This is a genomic window from Hominenteromicrobium mulieris (assembly GCF_046197855.1).
Taxonomy (GTDB): domain Bacteria; phylum Bacillota; class Clostridia; order Oscillospirales; family Acutalibacteraceae; genus Hominenteromicrobium; species Hominenteromicrobium mulieris.
In genome coordinates, this window is the sequence record NZ_CP173188.1 from 2,783,394 (window position 1) to 2,799,867 (window position 16,474).

The window sequence follows — 16,474 nt, forward strand, 5'->3', positions numbered from 1 at the left end:
TTTGCAGGATATTTTGCAAAAGCCTGCATTGTTATGCGCAAAAAGGCTTGACAGAAGTTTAATTAGCTGATATAATTTTGAATTGCTGATCGGTCATATAAATTCACGACTTGGGTGAATGTCTCTACCGGCCGCCTTGTGTGCCGACTATACCGAAGCCGCTTACGGGCTTCGTGTATACGTTCGGGCACAGGGCGGCCTTTTTATGTGCCGATTTACCCGAAACCGGGTCTTGCATAGAGTTGTATTTTGAAATTCATACGCAAATTCATCTGTCAGTTTTAGAAAGTTGGGGTCAAACATGAACACGGATATCGTCATCATCGGCGCCGGTCCTGCCGGCATTTTTACCGCGATGGAGCTTCTGCGCCGCGGCAGCAAGGAGAAAATTCTGCTGCTGGAAAAAGGCCGTTCCATTGAAACGCGCAAATGTCCTAAGGCCCAGACCGGCCACTGCATGAACTGCAAGCCGTACTGCCATATTACAACAGGCTTTTCCGGCGCGGGCGCGTTTTCGGACGGCAAGCTGTCCCTCAGCCCGGAAGTTGGCGGCGACCTGCCCCAGCTGATCGGCGAAGACACCGTACAGTCGCTTATTGAATACACGGATTCCATCTATCTGGAGTTCGGCGCGGACACGCGCGTGGAGGGCGTGAGCGAAAAGGAAGCCGTCAAAGAAATTCGCAAGCGTGCCATCCAGACCGGCCTGAAGCTCGTCGACTGCCCCATCCGTCACCTCGGCACAGAGAAGGCGCAGGAGATTTATTACGCGATTGAGCAATATCTTCTGAATAACGGCGTGGAGATTCGCTTCGGCTGCGCGTGCAGCGACCTCATTTTAAAGAACGACACCTGCATCGGCGTGCACGTTGCGGAGGGTCAAAACGAATACGACGTTTACGCGAAGCAGACCGTTGTGGCAGCCGGCCGACGCGGCGCGGATTGGTTTGATAAGCTCTGCGCCCGCCACGGCATCGCCCATGCGCCGGGCACAGTGGACATCGGCGTGCGCGTAGAGGTGCGCAACGAGGTCATGGAAACCGTAAACAACGTTCTGTATGAATCGAAGCTCATCGGCTACCCGAAGCCGTTTAAAAACAAGGTGCGCACATTCTGCCAGAACCCGGGCGGCTTTGTCAGCCAGGAAAATTACGATAACAACCTCGCCGTCGTGAACGGCCATTCCTATAAAGATAAAAAATCCGATAACACAAACCTCGCCATTTTGTGCTCCCACAACTTCAACGAGCCGTTCAATCAGCCGATCGAATACGCGCAGAAGGTGGGCGAGCTGACGAACATGCTGGGCGCGGGACACATTTTGGTGCAGCGCTACGGCGATATTCTGGACGGCAAGCGCACGTGGCAGAAAGAGCTTTCTCGCTCGAACCTGCGCCCCTCTCTGCCGGACGCGGTGGCGGGCGACATCACCTCTGCCATGCCGTACCGCGCCATGGTGAACATCATCAACTTCATTCAGGCAGTCGATCACGTCGTCCCGGGCTTCGCCGCCGTGGAGACGCTGCTCTATTCGCCGGAGCTGAAGTTTTACAGCAACCGCGTGAAGATGGACACGGACCTCAACACAAGCATTCACAACCTGCACTGCCTTGGCGACGCCAGCGGATGGACGCGCGGCCTGATGATGGCCTCTTGCATGGGCGTGCTCATGGGCAGAAAACTCGCAGAACAGGAAAACGCATAAGAGAACAAGATTGCACACATCGCAAGTTCACACATAAAGGAACGGGCCCCGCCGCGGCAATTCGGCAGAAGCCCGTTTTCTTTTTGGGCTTAGGGAAAAAGCAGAAGAATTTTCTTGCAGGCGCAGGGGGAATATGCTATACTGATTATGTATGAGTTTACATCATGACTACATTCAAAGAAAGATGGTTTTATAGATGAAATTAGGTATCGGAGTCCCCTACCTAAGTTTTCATATTTCCATTTTCCCTTATAAATGCCGATAAAACTAGATTTCATGCGCTTTTTCAGAATACCCAAAAGCATAAAAACGTATATATCTCAATGCCATCCCACGCAGAAATGGCGTAAAAATGGCGTAGTAGATTTTTGACGGTACAGCTGCGAAAAGAATACACACTACAAAAAAACAATCACACCCGGAGATGGGAGCTAACCCCTCATCTCCGGGTGTTTTCTTTATTGGATATTAATGTTCTTGGGAGGTCTGTCGAATGATCGCGGATGTCGGAAGCGCCTTATTGGAAACTCCCCAAGGATATTTCTGAGAATCACTGCGATCGTACTGATATACAATAATTTCCGGATCATGATACTTACTGAATCCCTGAGATAAGAAAAAAGTAAAGTCACTAGAGGTCGATAGAACGAGATGTATTTTCTCGATATTTGCAGATGATACAATTTCACGCATTTTATTAAGTATTCCAGTCCTCAATCTATTCATAAGAGCATAAGAAACAATTGCTGCAAACGTGTCATTATGCGTTTTATATCCCACCCTGAACGCTGTTTATCACAACCACCTTGAATTCATCCCAAATTTAGATAAAATATAAACACGAAACAAGGAGGCGCGCGAATGATCACAGCAGAACATTTAAGCCGAAGCTTTTCGGGTAACGGTCTCAAGTTACGGGATTTGAACTTTCATATTGAAAAAGGAGATTGTGTTGGCTTGATCGGCCCAAATGGCAGTGGGAAGCGTTCGCTTATTCGGTTAATTCTCGGTATCTATAATCCGGACCATGGGAGACTGTGGGTCATGGGGAAGAATCCGAGTCTTATTTGCCGTACACCGCTGCAGATGAGCCGTATCGACCGGAACCGTATGACGTTCATTCTTCCCGAATCTTTACCTGATGAACGCGTGTCTGGAATCGTATCTCCAAAGAAAAACGCAATTTTCGATGCAGATGATTTTCTGAAGGAGTGTTTTGAAACATTAAAGCTTTCTGCGTTGCTTTCATCAAAGGTACATCAGCTGTCTCGCGGCGAACTCGCACGCGTTCGCTTTTATGAAGCAATCACTTCTATGCCCGAACTGCTTTTACTGTACGAGCCATTTGTCGGTGTGGACGCCTCAATGAAGGAACAGATGATTCGGATTTTACTGACAATGAACCAGAAGTATTCAACTACAATCCTATTAGCGGTGCAAAATCTGAATGATATGGATAAAATTTGCACTCGAGCTATCGTGTTAGATAAGGGAATATGTATATATTCAGGAGACTTATCTGATCTGCGTCATCGCTATTTACTGTCGAATCGGTTGGTTTTCCAAATTCTCGATGGAGTTCCCGACTTTCAGGATCTTCCAATACAACGATTCAGTTGGAATGATGGAGATTTGAAAATCACTTTCGATCCTGAATCAGTTCGGGCAGCGGACATTATTGATCATGTCCTGCACACCTGCAACGCGTCTGAAATACTTATTCACGAACCGCAGGTCGAAGATTTATTTCGCATATTATATTCAAGCAAAAAGGAGGATATGTTATGAATAGTATTGTGTTATGGTTCGATTTGGCACGACGATCATTTCGATCACAATCGGTCTATCGCATCAATGTATTAGTCAATCTGATTTACAGTTTCATGTCAGTACTTATCAATGTATCCGTTTGGAATGCGCTCTATGCGCAAAACGTCGACCCTGCAGCAACACTTTCAGAGGCAATTACATACAGTGTGATCTCCTCAACATTTTTGGTGGGAATGCAGCTTTGGCCCGGTGTCCGCATTGGTGATGCCGTTTATTCTGGAGAGGTTGGCCAGCAGATGGTTCGTCCCATGAACCTGCTCGCACAGCATGCGGCAATGGAATTAGGAGAGAAAATGTTTAATTTCTTCACATGCATTCTTCCCTGCATTGTAGCTGCAAAAATTGTATACAATGCACTCTTGTTTCCCGCCACACTCGCGGACGTTTTATTTTTTCTATTGAGTGCTCTTCTCGGAAATATGATCTTTTTACTTCTCAACACAATATTGGGCTATACGGCTTTCTGGCTTGGAAATGTTTGGTATATCCAATGGTTTTTGACAGCAGCAATGTATGTTTTTGGAGGAGAAATGGTTCCTTTTTGGTTTTTGCCGGACAAGTTGAATATCATTACATGGTTTATGCCGTTCCGCTGTGTTCTGTTTATACCGATGGAAATGTATTTAGGGCGTCTGTCTATGAATCAAATCATTTTCAATCTTTGTTTACAAGTACTGTGGCTCCTCGGTTTGTTGCTTTTGGAACGCTTTGTGTGGTATCGGGCACAAAAGAAAATCGTAGTTCAGGGCGGTTGACTAGAAAGGAGGTCCGTAATGTTCTATCTATTCTTGGCAAAACAATTTATTCGCACACAGTGGCGGTCTCAAAACGAGTATCGCTTTTCATTCATTATGGGTATCTTGGCTCAAGGTACAAACTTTGTGTTTCGGTATCTGGCTTTGTATCTTTTGGTTTCAAGGTTTGGATCTCTCAACGGATGGAATTCTCGAGAATTACTTCTGATCTATTCTTTCTCACAATTCACATACGCAATCGGTTCAACATTTACACATGACCTTTGCAGACAGCTTCCGAATCTTGCCCGCACTGGTGACCTGAACAGTTATCTGATTCGACCGGTACACTCACTTTTCCTTGCAATATTCACGAATTTCAATGTTGGATATATTACGCACTTTACAATATCTGCCACTGTAATGATTTTCAGCTTTATTTCTCTCGGTGTTACACTAAATCTTTGGGGCATACTTTGGCTAGTTATCACATTGGTATCGGGCGGCATTATCTCCGGATGCGTCTTTTTGATTTCCTCGCTTCCAAGTGTTGTAGCCATTGGCAATGTTTCTCTTAAGAACATTACATATGTTTTCAAGGATGTTGTTCAGTATCCGCTTTCTATTTTCGGCACACCTTTGCAAATCATTCTGACCGTTTTCATACCTCTTGGATTCACGACGTTTTATCCACTGCAGCCTTTACTTGGAAAACAGGACATGGGTATTTTTCCAGTGTTTATCCAATATTTGTCTCCTCTCGTTGCAATTGTGATGGTACTCTTACTACTCCTCGCTTGGAGGACAGTCATTAATAAATACGAAAGCACCGGAACATAAGAAAGGGGTTTATTATGGCTTATATAGAATTACATGATGTTGTTAAGGATTTCAAAATCAAAAATAGACGCAATGGCGCTTTTGGAAATGTGAAAAACTTTTTTGCACCGCAGTATCTAACGAAACGCGCGGTAGACCATATCTCTCTGGAAATTAATCGAGGTGAAATGGTCGGATATATCGGTCCGAATGGAGCGGGCAAATCTACGACAATCAAAATACTCACGGGTATTCTGTTGCCCACCAGCGGCTATGTAAAAGTTGGTAATCTTGAGCCGTACAAAAATCGAAAGCAGAACGCCTTACATATGGGTGCAGTCTTTGGACAGCGCTCTCAGCTCCTGTGGGATCTGCCGGTACAAGATGCACTGGACTTGTTTCGTGGGATGTACCGGATTGAAGAAAAGACCTACAAGAAAAATGTAGAGATGTTCTGCGATTTGCTTGGACTCGATCAATTCCTTATGCAACCTGCGCGTCAGCTGAGTTTAGGACAGAAAATGCGCGCAAATCTGGCACTCGCATTAATACATGATCCTGATGTAGTTTATTTGGATGAACCTACAATTGGTCTTGATGTCCTCGCAAAGGATAATATCCGCGCGTTTCTGCGGGAAATCAACAAAGAGAAAAACACGACGGTACTGTTGACAACACACGATATGACAGATATCGAGAGTGTATGCGACCGTTTAGTTCTGATCAATAGCGGTAGTGTTCTTTATGACGGCGGTCTCAACGCCTTCAAGGAACAGTACTCCAAAGGCTACAGTATCCGCGTAACTTTTGCCGATCCAAAAGAAGCGATTCAGGATACTAGATTTGAATTGATTGAAAAGAAAGACGCAGAGTCGATATACCATGTTTCTCAGTCGGATTTTCAGCCCGGAGAGGCACTTGCTTTTCTGGCAAGTCACTGCAAAATGCAGGATATCAGTATTATTGAAACACCTATCGAGGAAATTGTTAAAGCAATATACAAACACGAAGCATAACAAGAAGACAAGAGTGAACTGTAAAAATACGGTTCATTCTTGTCTTTTTTATTAATAATCATTTTTTTGACTGCTGTCTCAGCCTGCCGGCAGCATAACGTTCACACAGAAAACAAGGTCTTCTTCATAAATATCCAGCAAACCATTGTATTTTTCTATAATGGCTCGAATCTGCTTTATTCCCATGCCATGTTTTTCCGGTTCCGCATGTGTAGAATGCAGATCCGGGTTAACTGCCAAAACAGAGGAATTGATACTGTTTCGTACCGAAATAGCTTCATATCCGCGCTTTTTACTGATGGATACGGAAATTTGCCGCTTATCCGAGTTTGCTGCGGCGTGGATAGCATTGTCGAGTAGATTGGTTAATAGAGAAGAGAAGTCGACACTATCAATTTTTTGGAATTTAAGGTTCTCTATCTGCAGCTGCATATGTACCTGCATCTGCTGGGCTTGCTGCAGTTTTAAATTCAGAATGTAATTCAATAGCGCATTTCCACTGTCAATATAAGAGTACTCCAGATTAAGCTTGTCCAAAATCTGTGCAGTGTAAGTACGAGCTTCATCATACTTTTCATTTCCTAAAGACATAGCGATGACCATAAGATGGTTGCGCATATCATGCTTTAAGCGACGCGTATTTTCATGGATAGAACGCACATTTTCTTCTGTAGCACGCATTTTTTCCAAAGCTTCATCGGCTGTAGCTACCTTCTCGCGTAGCTGAATCGTTTCGTCCAGCAAAGCTTTATAATCTGCGTTCAGTCGTATAAATTCCTGTTCTAGTACTTTCTTTCGCATAGAATAACCTCTTTAGCGGAACGACCGCATGATTTGCTGCTTGGCATTCTCTGCCCAAGCGCGCCCAATGGGGAGCTCTGTTCCGTTTTCCAGCGTTATGCTGACCGTGTGCAGCAGGTGCACAGCGGAGCAATTTACCAGAAAGCCTTTGTGTATACGTACGAATCCGTGAGAATCAAACTGTTCCTGCATTTCACGCATGGTGGAACGACAGGAATAACAATCTGCCGCAGTATATATTTTTACGTAATTTCCATCAGCTTCGAGATGTGTGATGTCAGAGAACGGGAGTCGGACGGAAACGCTGCCAGAACGAAATGTAAAGGCATCGATCCTTGCGGATACTTCGTGTGCAGCACGGAGTAGTACACGTTCGAGATCCTCATGATAACGGCTTTTACGAACAAAATCAAATGGTTTGTACTGAAATGTTTCGTATACAAGAGATTCCTGATTCGTAATAAAGATCAAAAGAGCTCGATTGTTCCGCTGCAGCAATTCTCCGGCAATATCAAATCCGGTAAGACGCGGCATATCAATGTCCAGTAATATGAGTTCCGGCGCAAATGCTTCGAGCTCATCTATAAAGCAGTTAGGATCACTGGATACCAGCCACGTTGGAGAGATACCGGCACGCTTATAGCAAGCAGTACAGAACTTCTGCAGTTCATCAAGAATTATGGGTTCGTCATCACACATTGCAATTCTCATATGGCATCTCCTTTTCTAGTGATATGAATTAATTATAACTTATTAACCCCGAAGTGTCCAGCAGAAGCTTCTGAAAACCAAACGCGAGGATATTGGTGGAAAGGAATGAACTATCGCAACGAGTAAGGTTAATTCCATACGTAATCGCCATAGAAAATCAGCTACTTTCTACCGCTAAAAGAACTGGCAAGAGTCCCCCTCATCTTCCTATTCCCTTCTCTATAGATCTTCTCAGCCGCTTCTGCAGAAGAAAGGCCAATGGTTATGGCGGTCTCATAGAAGGTGGGAGACTTATATTTCCGGTTTTGCACCCTATGGCAATCCGGGCAGACCCCGGTGCGTATACGAATCACTTCCTGTTCCTGGTAGGAGAGTGCGTTGTAAGCAGAGAAAAGCGTTTCTGTCAACTCCTTTTGGACCAGTGTGCGAAGCGGTTCATATGTGTCATCTCCACAAATCTCTTCACAGCTTTCTTCGCCGTCATCGTCGGCATACTGCCGGTATGTCGGCACCAAAAAGCTGGTAAAACGCAAGGAGTTCGAAGAATATATCAGTCAGAGTCTGATCATCTAACATAAATCGCTAACGAAAGAAGAAAAGTTTCAAATTATGCCTTGAGAAAAAGAGCACTTTATGCTAAGATTAGAATTTAGTAGTGTGCTCTTTTCGCTCAGGCAGAAAGGAGTAAAACTATGGGCAAAAACCTCAAAGGCAAGGAATGTGGAAAAGGTATTCATCAAAGAAAAGACGGTCTGTACAGCGCAAGATTTGTTGACCGATTCGGAAAACGGCACGAGAAGTATTTTCAGACACTTCCCGAAGCGCGCAACTGGATTGAAGACAGCAAATACGCTGACAAACACGACGATATTTTTGTTCCTACAGATATGACAGTCGATGAGTGGTTTAACTTCTGGATAGAAAACATTGTGGGCGATCTTGCTCCCAATACTCTCAGAAATTACAGGGAAAGGTACGAACATAATATCAAGCCCGTTATGGGTAAAATGCTTATCTCCAATGTTAAACCGATGCACTGCAAGAAGGTGCTTCTTGATATGGATGCAAACTATGCAGGCTCTACCATTCGGCAGACTTATATCGCCATGGGAACCATGTTCAAAGCAGCCAAGATGAATGATGTGATCGCTAAGCACCCTATGGACGGAGTTCGATATTCAAAACCTGTGCGTGCGAAAGATGACATCAAATTCTTCACCCGTGAGGAACAAAGCAAATTTCTTGAAGCAGCCCGAAAATCACACAATTACGAGCAATACGCGCTGATTCTTGAAACCGAACTTCGTACCGGTGAGCTGATCGGACTGACATGGGATGCAATCGATTTTGAGCATCGGATGCTTACAGTAAACAAGACACTCGAATTTCGCCATGCGCAGCAATTCTGGCGAGCGGGTCCTCCGAAAACCCAGCAAAGCTATCGGACGATTCCCTTGACAGACAGGGCGTACGACATATTCAAGAAATTATGGGATAACAGGCACGAGAGATATGAATCTCCTGCTTTATCTGAAACTCTTGAATATGTGGACAGACGCACGGGCATGATGGCTAAACTTGTGATGCGTGATCTTGTCTTCATCAACTGGCGCACCGGGCAACCGAACAAAAACAGTTCTTATGATACCCACCTCTACAAACTTTGCGATAAAGCCGGTATCAAGCGGGTATGTATGCATGCTCTGCGGCACACATACGCAACCCGTGCAATCGAAAGCGGTATGCCCCCTAAAATACTGCAAACCCTTCTGGGACACGCCAGCATAAAAACAACCATGGATAGATATGTTCATGTAACCGATGAATCCATGAATCAGGCGATGATCCAGTTCCAGCAAGATGCGGTCTATTAATCAGCCATTCGTAAATGGCGTAAAAAATGGCGTAGACAGTAAATCAGCAGGCAGAAAAAAACTAGTAAAAAAATCGGTGCAATACCAAAAGCGCTGATTTCGGACATTTATCAGCAGTAAAATCCCCCTGAAAACGGGGGATTCTGATAAAAACCGATATATTTTAATGCGAGAATGGCGTAAAAATGGCGTAAAATCCAAAAGCCAAATCGCAAAAGCCCAGTAAATCCGGGAATTTTTCTAAGGAGAATGATAAATATGAAATTAGGTATCGTCGGTCTGCCGAACGTCGGCAAGAGCACACTTTTTAATGCGATCACGAATGCGGGGGCGCAGTCTGCGAACTACCCGTTCTGCACCATTGAGCCGAACGTGGGCGTTGTTGCCGTGCCGGACAAGCGCCTCGATAAGCTGGCAGAAATGTACGAGCCGGAAAAGTTCACCCCGGCGACGATCGAGTTTGTGGACATTGCGGGTCTTGTGAAGGGCGCGTCGAAGGGCGAGGGCCTCGGCAACAAGTTTCTCTCCAACATCCGCGAGGTGGATGCGGTGGTTCATGTGGTGCGCTGCTTCGAAAACGACGACATTATTCACGTCGAGGGCTCCATCGACCCGGCCCGCGACATTGAGACAATCGACCTTGAGCTGATTCTCTCCGACATCGAGGTGCTCGACCGCCGCATTGACAAGACGAAGAAGATGATTAAGGCGGACAAGAAGTACCAGAGCGAGCTGGAGTTCTTTGAGCGCGTACACGAGGCGCTGGATGCCGGAAAGCCCGCCCGCAGCGTGGCGTGTGACGAGGAGGAAGCCGAGCTGCTCGCTTCCGTCAACCTGCTGACGAACAAGCCCATCATTTTCGCCGCCAACATGAGCGAATCCGACTTTGCAAACGGCATTGAAAACAACCCCGGCTATCTCGCCGTGAAGAAGATCGCCGACGAGCAGCACGCTGCTGTGCTGCCGATCTGCGCGGAGATCGAAGCCGAAATTTCCGGCATGGACCCGGAGGAAAAAGAGCTTTTCCTCGCCGACATGGGTCTGACCGAATCCGGCCTTGACCGCCTCATCAACGCGTGCTACTCCCTGCTCGGTCTCATCTCCTACCTGACCGCCGGCAAGCCCGAGGTGCGCGCCTGGACGATTAAAAAGGGCACGAAGGCCCCGCAGGCTGCGGGCAAAATTCACAGCGATTTCGAGCGTGGCTTCATCCGTGCCGAGGTCATTGCATTTGACGACCTGATGGCATGCGGCACCATGGCGGCCGCGAAAGAAAAAGGCCTTGTACGCAGCGAAGGCAAGGAGTATGTGATGCAGGATGGCGACATCGTTCTGTTCCGCTTCAACGTTTAATCTTCAAACAAAAATTGCAAAGCCCTCCGCTTCCGATTTTTCGGGATGCGGAGGGCTTTTTGCAGGAATAAATCTTGTAATCTCTATTTGTTATCTTCGCTGATGATGCGGTAATACACCTTTGCGGTGAGGGCATAGACGACCGCATAGAGCACGGAGAATACGAGGAACGACGCGACGGTGCAGGTAATAAACACCGTTTCGGAGCTGAGCATCATAGCGCGCAGAATAGCGCGGATGATGGGGTACGCGAACATCACGTGGATGCCGGCTGTGATGAGCGGCAGGAAGAAAACGGTCAAAATCTGCGTATGGATAGAGTGCTTTACTTCCTTTTGGCTGAGGCCGACCTGCTGCATGATGGCAAAGCGGTTCTTATCCTCCATACCTTCGGAAATCTGCTTATAGTAAATGATGAGCACGGCCGCCATGGTGAACACAAAGCCGAGCGAGATGCCCATAAAGAGGAAGCTGCCATACATGCTGCGAATTTCCTTCGTATTTTCGACACGGCACTCAAAATTGAAGTATCCGTCTTCGTCCCAGAATACGCTTTCTTCATCCGGCATGATGGTCGTAACGTCTTCGAGGATCGCATCGTAAAACGTCTGTTGTTCCTCATCTCTCAGTTTGCCGAGCGAGATGCAGTAGTACTCAGTGGGCGTGATGACTTGACTTTTTTCCGCATAATCCGGCAGAACAACGACATACGGCTTTGAGACGTAAACGTGATATCTGCCGCGCAGGTTAAAGGACTTCGGCGTAGGGAAAAGCGTATATGTCGTGCCTGCAAATGTCATGGTGTCCGGCATAGGTACGTCGTCTACACTCATATAAAGCGCCGTGCCCGGTTCCACGGTCACGTTTTCGCCTGTGATGCGGTTATAGGTCTCTGCGGAAAAAAACAGCACGTTACGCGTGATGGAGTCGACCTGCGCGGTGCCGTCTTTCATGAAGATTGCAGAGGAATGGTCTTCGGTTTCTTCTGTGGAATCGTAGCCGGTCAGGAATTCATAGGACGTATAGCTGCCGCCCGGAACACTTTTCAGCTCATCGGTCAGAAAGGTGTCCATGTCGATCATGTGGTTCGGGTCTTCCATACTCACCAGAACATCTGCCGGGTAGCGGGTGTGGATCATATCCTCGGCGCCAAACCACAGCGAGCAGGTGGAGGACAAAATGACGAGCACCATGGTGGAGAGAATGCAGATATTTGCAAGGCCGACGGCATTTTGCTTCATGCGGTACAGCATGCCGGAAACACTGATGAAGTGGCTTGTTTTGTAATAATAATTTTTATTACGGCGCAAAAGCTTTAAAAGCGCGATGCTGCCCGCCGTGAACAGGAAATACGTGCCGATAATGACGAGGAGGACGGCAACGAAAAACAGGGAGATGGCGAGGACGGGCTCACGGGAAGACAGAATGGAAAGCGCATAGCCGGAGCCGAGGCACAGCACGCCGAGAATGGCCATGAACGCTTTCGTCTTCGGCTCGCGCTCGCCGACGTTCGTGCCGTGCAGAAGCTCTATGGGCCGCGAAATGCGCACACGAAACACATTCGAGATGTAAATTAAAACGTAGATTACGCCGAACACAACAGCAACGTACTGCAGGCTTTTCGGGATGATGTGAAAGCCGTAATTCGGCGTGATGCGTATCATTTTTGCAACGATGAGAAATGTGAGTTTATCAAGCAAAATGCCGACGGCGCAGCCGCCTACAATAACGATAAGCGCCGTGAAAAGCGTTTCCAACCCGATGACGCGGGCAATGTGGCCTTTGTTCATGCCGAGCACATTATAGAGACCGAGTTCTTTTTTACGCTGCTTCATCAAAAAGCTGTTCGTGTAAAACAAAAATATAACGGCAAACAGCATGACGACAGTGCTGCCGAGCGTGAACATCATTTGCGACGTGGGACCGAGCTCCGTATTATTGGAAAGCGAATTTAAAATGTAGCTGACCGCTGCCACAAAAACGCCCGCCAGCATAAACGGCACGTAGCTGCGGCGATGCTTTTTGATGTTCTGCGCCGCCAAGCGCACATATAAGTTATTCATTTTCGTGCCCTCCCGTTACGCGCCTGCCGCCATGGCGGTGAGGGTATCCGAAATACGGTGGAACATCTCTTCATTTGTGGAACCACCGCGGTAAATTTGGTGGAACACAACGCCGTCCTTGATGAACAGTACGCGGCCGGCATGGCTTGCGGCCTTAGTGGAGTGCGTGACCATCAAAATCGTCTGACCGGCGCGATTAATCTCGCCAAAGAGTGATAAAAGGCTGTCGGACGCGCGGGAATCGAGTGCGCCGGTGGGTTCATCCGCAAGGAGAATCTGCGGTGAGGTGATGAGCGCACGCGCCACGGCGGCGCGCTGCTTCTGGCCGCCGGAGACCTCGTACGGGTACTTCTGGAGCAGATCTGCAATGCCGAGTTGCTGCGCGAGCGGCAGAAGCTTCGCCTGCATCTCCGGGAAATGCTTGCCCGCCAAAACGAGCGGCAGAAAAATATTATCCTGCAGGGTGAAGGTATCAAGCAGGTTGAAATCCTGAAAAACAAACCCGAGGTTCTGGCGGCGGAACGAAGCAATCTCTTTTTCGCCGATGGTTGAGAGTGCACGGCCGTTTAAGAACACCTCACCCTCCGTGGGACGGTCAAGCGCCGCCAGGATATTTAAGAGCGTCGTTTTGCCGGAGCCGGACTCGCCCATGATGGCGACATACTCGCCGCGCTCCACGGCAAATGTGACATTCGTGAGCGCCTGCACGCGGCTGCCGCCGAACCGCGTGGTGTATACCTTTTTCAATCCATTGACTTCCAAAACAGCCATAAATAAGTCTCCTTTTTCAATTCGTTGACAAAAGTATACAGCAAAAAGCGGACGCAGAACATCGATTTACCTTACAAAATGAAAGGCGGAGCTTACATTTTTGTAAGGTCACTCCACCTGTAAATTGCTTTCCTTCATATCGAGCGAAAAGGTGCTGCCTGCGCCGGGAGCGGACTGCACGGAAAGCATGTGGCCGAGCATATCGGCGGCGCGGCGGCTCAGATACATGCCGAGACCCGTCGATTTCTTTTCTGCCCTGCCGTTATAGCCCGTGAAGCCCTTTTCAAAAATGCGCGGCAGGTCTTCCGGTGCGATGCCGATGCCGGTATCGCTGACCTTTAAGACCTTATTCTTTGTAACGGTAACGGTCACGGTGCCGCTTTCCGTATATTTTACGGCGTTTGCGAGAAGCTGACCCAAAATGAACGCCAACCACTTTTCGTCCGTTAAGACCTGCACCGGGGCAATATCGCACTTTAACGCGATGTGCTTGCGGACAAACTGCCCGGCGTACTGCCGCACGACGCGCTTTATGACGGGTTCGACCTCGACTTTGGCGAACACAAGGTCGTTTGACGTGCTGTTTAGGCGCGCGTAATTCAAGGCCATTTCGGCATAGCGGCCTATGCGGAACAGCTCTGCGGAAAGTGCACGGCTGCGCGGGGTATCTTCTTCGCCGAGCATCAGCCGCATGGCGGAGATGGGCGTTTTGATCTGGTGTACCCACATGGTGAAATAATCGGTGTTCTCCTCCTGCCCACGGCGGCGGTCGGTCTCACTTTGGGCGAGCTTGGTGCACAGCATGCGCACGGCTTCGTCATAACACACGGCCGTGCTGCCCGAGGGCTCCGGGAGATCATCGCGCGATTCGGGCAGATTCAAAAGCGCCGATTCCAACCGGCGAAACTGCTTATGAAACCGCAGATAGCTTAAAATAAAGCTTAAAAGCCCCACCGCCGCGCACAGCAGCGCCGCGTACAAAACGGGATCGGCGGGCAAATCGTATAAATAGAGGATCACCGCAAAAATGGCAAAGCACAGTAGCAAAAACGCGATCTGCAAAATGTGTGCGCACAGGTATGAGAAAAACAGCGCGCTTTCTTTTTTCTTCATGGGTCACCTCACAAAACGACATAGCCGCTGCCGACGCGCGTCGTGATGAAATCGGTCAGGCCGATGCCGGAAAGCTTCTTACGCAGGCGGGTCATGTTGACGGTCAGCGTGTTTTCTTCAATGTACAGGTCGTATTCCCAAAGGCGTGTCATGAGCGTTTCGCGGCTGACGACCTTGCCGCGGCTTTCCATAAGCGTCTGTAAAATGCGGAACTCATTGCGCGTGAGCTGCACCTTTTGGCCGTCGTGCGTCACGGTCTCATCGTTCAGATTCAAGACCGCGCCGCCACGCTCAATGACCGGCACACGGTCGCCGAGGTCGTAAGTGCGGCGCAAAACGGCGCGAATTTTTGCCATAAGCACGGAGGGGTCGAACGGCTTTGCGATAAAATCATCGCCGCCCATGTCTACCGCCATCAAAATATTCATATTTTCCGACGCGCTGGAGACGAAAATGATCGGCACGGCGGATATTTTTCGGATCTCGCTGCACCAGTGGTAGCCGTTAAAAAACGGCAGGGTGATGTCCAAGAGGACAAGATGCGGGTCGAAATCCGTAAATTCGCGCAGAACATCGCGAAAATCGCGGACACAGCGCGGGGTAAGCCCCCAAGATTCGATGATGCGGCTGACCTCACCCGCAATAGCCTCATCATCTTCAACAATCAAAATTCTGTGATTTTCCATAGTATCTCCAATTTACAAATTGTTAGCCTCACTTCTCTCCGAGTACCCGCTTCAAAAACGCCGCCGAGCGCTCCATGCATTTCAGCTGCTCTATGGAGCCGAAATGTTCTGCCGCAAAGCTGCCGGTGTAACCGGAGTCAAGCAAAACACGCATCATTTTTTCAATGGGCAGATTGCCATCGCCTACCGCCACGGGATACAGCTTGCGGTTTGCGACCGTGACGCACGGACTACCGGCGTTTTCCGTAAACGCGCGGTCTTTGCAGTGCACGGACGCAATGTACGGACGGAACAAGGAAAAGCTCTTCACCGCGTCCTCCTCATTATAAAGGAAATTGCCGGTATCAAAGCCGCAGCGCAGACCGGGCACATGCCGCATGAACCACATGAGCTCATCGGCACGGGAGTACGGCGCCGTAAGGTTATCGAACTCCTCCATGACAACCGTGATGCCGTGCTTTTCCGCTTCCGTTGTAAGCTCTGTTAAAGATGCCGCCATGCGCAGACGGCGAGCTTCATACTTTGCGCTGCCGCGCACCATTTCGTCCTCCGTCAAAAAACCCGCCACGGCAAGCAGGAACTTGCAGTTTGCTTTTTCGCAGCAGTCTATGACGCGCAGAGATTCCGCACGGTCATTTTCCGGGGAGCCCGTCTCGCTGCCGAAATCAAAAAAATTATAAATGCCGTTCACGCAAAGACCGGATTTTTGCAGCGCAGGCAAAATTATATCACCCTCGTTTTTGATGCGGTTCGCGTCGAGCTCCACACCGTCAAAGCCAAAGCGTTTTACCGCCGCGCACACTTCATCTAATGCAATATTCTCCTGCTTCATGGCTTCTGCCATGTGCTCGTAAAAAACAGAAATTCGGTTCATATAAACGCCACCTCCAAAAGTATTTTCAGCATAGCAGGCCATGCGGATTTTGTCAATGCAAAACCCGCAAGCAGCACGCGTTCCGCCGCCTTTTCCGAAAATTTTTCCCGGCGGCACAATGTGA

The 16,474-nt window shown here is 48.3% G+C and carries 16 protein-coding genes; 8 read left to right on the forward strand and 8 right to left on the reverse strand.

From position 1 onward, the window contains the following. Positions 1-301 precede the first annotated feature (301 nt). Positions 302-1,705: an NAD(P)/FAD-dependent oxidoreductase gene (locus tag ACI0CA_RS13810; protein WP_308448625.1), complete on the forward strand. Its 1,404-nt coding sequence runs from the start codon at positions 302-304 to the stop codon at positions 1,703-1,705. Positions 1,706-2,173: 468 nt separating this feature from the next. Here ACI0CA_RS13810 and ACI0CA_RS13815 read toward each other — a convergent pair whose 3' ends face one another. Continuing rightward, positions 2,174-2,485: an SAVED domain-containing protein gene (locus ACI0CA_RS13815; protein ID WP_373367766.1), complete on the reverse strand. Its 312-nt coding sequence runs from the start codon at positions 2,483-2,485 to the stop codon at positions 2,174-2,176. An 81-nt stretch (positions 2,486-2,566) separates the two neighbouring features. Here ACI0CA_RS13815 and ACI0CA_RS13820 point away from each other — a divergent pair, with 81 nt between their 5' ends. The 4 genes from ACI0CA_RS13820 to ACI0CA_RS13835 are packed head-to-tail and all read left to right on the forward strand — an operon-like array spanning position 2,567 to position 6,104. Beyond that, positions 2,567-3,493 (forward strand): ABC transporter ATP-binding protein, encoded by a 927-nt coding sequence (locus ACI0CA_RS13820; RefSeq protein ID WP_308448624.1) that lies wholly within the window; start codon positions 2,567-2,569, stop codon positions 3,491-3,493. After that, positions 3,490-4,290 (forward strand): ABC transporter permease, encoded by an 801-nt coding sequence (locus ACI0CA_RS13825; protein WP_308448623.1) that lies wholly within the window; start codon positions 3,490-3,492, stop codon positions 4,288-4,290. The genes ACI0CA_RS13820 and ACI0CA_RS13825 overlap by 4 nt, the downstream gene beginning before the upstream one ends. 18 nt (positions 4,291-4,308) lie before the next feature. Continuing rightward, positions 4,309-5,109: an ABC transporter permease gene (locus tag ACI0CA_RS13830; protein ID WP_308448622.1), complete on the forward strand. Its 801-nt coding sequence runs from the start codon at positions 4,309-4,311 to the stop codon at positions 5,107-5,109. 14 nt (positions 5,110-5,123) lie between these two features. Beyond that, the gene (locus ACI0CA_RS13835; RefSeq protein ID WP_308448621.1) at positions 5,124-6,104 is read left to right on the forward strand and encodes an ABC transporter ATP-binding protein; all 981 of its coding nucleotides are present in this window, start codon (positions 5,124-5,126) and stop codon (positions 6,102-6,104) included. 78 nt (positions 6,105-6,182) lie between these two features. Here the strand turns inward: ACI0CA_RS13835 and ACI0CA_RS13840 are convergent, their stop codons facing one another. Beyond that, entirely contained in the window at positions 6,183-6,905 is a 723-nt protein-coding gene (locus ACI0CA_RS13840) for a sensor histidine kinase (protein WP_308448620.1), read from the reverse strand. Between the two features lie 12 nt (positions 6,906-6,917). After that, complete coding sequence (locus ACI0CA_RS13845; protein ID WP_308448619.1) at positions 6,918-7,616, reverse strand: LytR/AlgR family response regulator transcription factor; 699 nt, start codon at positions 7,614-7,616, stop codon at positions 6,918-6,920. A 441-nt stretch (positions 7,617-8,057) separates the two neighbouring features. Between ACI0CA_RS13845 and ACI0CA_RS13850 the strand changes: the two genes are divergently transcribed. The 3 genes from ACI0CA_RS13850 (at position 8,058) to ychF (ending at position 10,843) form a co-directional block, all read left to right on the forward strand. Beyond that, entirely contained in the window at positions 8,058-8,189 is a 132-nt protein-coding gene (locus tag ACI0CA_RS13850; RefSeq protein ID WP_395506788.1) for an excisionase, read from the forward strand. A 119-nt stretch (positions 8,190-8,308) separates the two neighbouring features. Continuing rightward, positions 8,309-9,490 carry a tyrosine-type recombinase/integrase gene (locus ACI0CA_RS13855; RefSeq protein WP_395506789.1) on the forward strand — a complete coding sequence of 394 codons (1,182 nt, stop codon included), beginning with the start codon at positions 8,309-8,311 and terminating at the stop codon, positions 9,488-9,490. Positions 9,491-9,748: 258 nt separating this feature from the next. Further along, a complete protein-coding gene (gene ychF, locus ACI0CA_RS13860) occupies positions 9,749-10,843 on the forward strand; it encodes a redox-regulated ATPase YchF (protein ID WP_176819738.1) in 1,095 nt (364 codons plus the stop codon). 83 nt (positions 10,844-10,926) lie between these two features. On the opposite strand, the gene ACI0CA_RS13865 is transcribed toward ychF, so the two are convergent. The 5 genes from ACI0CA_RS13865 to ACI0CA_RS13885 form a co-directional block, all read right to left on the reverse strand. Beyond that, on the reverse strand, positions 10,927-12,906 hold the full coding sequence (locus ACI0CA_RS13865; RefSeq protein WP_446806712.1) for an FtsX-like permease family protein: 1,980 nt from the start codon (positions 12,904-12,906) through the stop codon (positions 10,927-10,929). A gap of 15 nt (positions 12,907-12,921) precedes the next feature. Continuing rightward, positions 12,922-13,677: an ABC transporter ATP-binding protein gene (locus ACI0CA_RS13870; RefSeq protein WP_316688163.1), complete on the reverse strand. Its 756-nt coding sequence runs from the start codon at positions 13,675-13,677 to the stop codon at positions 12,922-12,924. 108 nt (positions 13,678-13,785) lie between these two features. Beyond that, positions 13,786-14,790: a sensor histidine kinase gene (locus tag ACI0CA_RS13875; RefSeq protein WP_446806711.1), complete on the reverse strand. Its 1,005-nt coding sequence runs from the start codon at positions 14,788-14,790 to the stop codon at positions 13,786-13,788. An 8-nt stretch (positions 14,791-14,798) separates the two neighbouring features. Then, positions 14,799-15,476: a response regulator transcription factor gene (locus tag ACI0CA_RS13880; RefSeq protein ID WP_412585628.1), complete on the reverse strand. Its 678-nt coding sequence runs from the start codon at positions 15,474-15,476 to the stop codon at positions 14,799-14,801. Between the two features lie 28 nt (positions 15,477-15,504). Next, positions 15,505-16,350, reverse strand: a complete 846-nt coding sequence (locus tag ACI0CA_RS13885) for a sugar phosphate isomerase/epimerase family protein (RefSeq protein ID WP_412600278.1) — start codon at positions 16,348-16,350, stop codon at positions 15,505-15,507. Positions 16,351-16,474: the final 124 nt, after the last annotated feature.